Source organism: Nocardiopsis lucentensis DSM 44048, from assembly GCF_000341125.1.
Lineage (GTDB): Bacteria > Actinomycetota > Actinomycetes > Streptosporangiales > Streptosporangiaceae > Nocardiopsis > Nocardiopsis lucentensis.
Window position 1 is genome coordinate 1 of record NZ_ANBC01000549.1, and the last position, 993, is coordinate 993.

Genomic DNA, 993 nt, shown 5'->3' on the forward strand with positions numbered 1-993 from the left:
GTGCGTCGGCCGGGGTGCGTGTCGCGCTCGACGGAGCGGAGTCCCAGGTCAACCTGTGGACGGCGCACCTGGGCTACACCCCCTACGGACCCTACGACGCGTGCTTCGACGGGATGGACGTGGACACGATCCTCCAGCGCGAGGCGGAGTCTGGACGCACGGGGCAGATCACCGACACCCTGGCGGCCATGGCGGACCAGATCGACGGCGCCGACGACGTGCCGGTCCTGCTCGTGGGCGACTTCAACTCGCCCTCGCATCTGGACTGGACCGAGGAGCTGCGGGAGAAGAACTGTGGCTACGCGGACGTGCCCTGGCCGACCTCGGTGCTGCCGACCGAAGCGGGCCTGGTGGACTCCTTCCGCGCGGCCAACCCCGACCCGGTCGCCGTGCCGGGGACCACGTGGTCGCCGCTGTACCCGCGGCACAACGGGTCGACCGGTCGTGCCGAGCCGCAGGACCGGATCGATTTCGTCTACCACGCGGGTGAGGACCTGAGCGTGCGGGACTCGCGCACGCTGGTCGTCGGTGACCCCGCGACGGTGCCGAACCACGCCGACAACGAGTGGACCACCGACCACGCGACGGTGCTGACCACCTACGGGGTGACTGGCTGACGGCCGGTCCCGGCACCACGGTGCGTGGTGGGGGCGTTCCCCGCCGCGCACCGCTACCTGGCTCGGGGAGATCGTCCCGGTCCCGCATCTCCTCGACGGCCCGACGCGCGCGGAGCCGGGGGCGTCGATCCCGGTTCCACGACCGACACCCCTCAACCACCCGGGGGAGTGCCGTACCCACCTCCTCCCGGGGTCCGGATGACCAGCTCGTCACCCGGGCCCACCCGGACCGAGTCGCACCCGCCCAGCGGCGCGGTCTCACCGGAGGCCCGGCGGACGGAGTTCTCGCCCAGGGCGCCGGGCGACCCGCCCGCCATTCCGTAGGGCCGCACCCGCCGATGGCCGGACAGGGTGGTCACCGTCATCGGCTCCCCGA

General features: G+C 72.8%; 1 protein-coding gene and 1 pseudogene. One reads left to right on the plus strand and one right to left on the minus strand.

What is annotated here, in order from left to right:
* A pseudogene (locus D471_RS0119040) lies at positions 1-617 on the plus strand (endonuclease/exonuclease/phosphatase family protein); the annotation flags it as partial.
* 152 nt (positions 618-769) lie between these two features.
* Here D471_RS0119040 and D471_RS0119045 read toward each other — a convergent pair.
* A partial coding sequence (locus D471_RS0119045) for a hydantoinase B/oxoprolinase family protein (protein ID WP_026127871.1) occupies positions 770-993 on the minus strand: 224 nt, incomplete at its 5' end.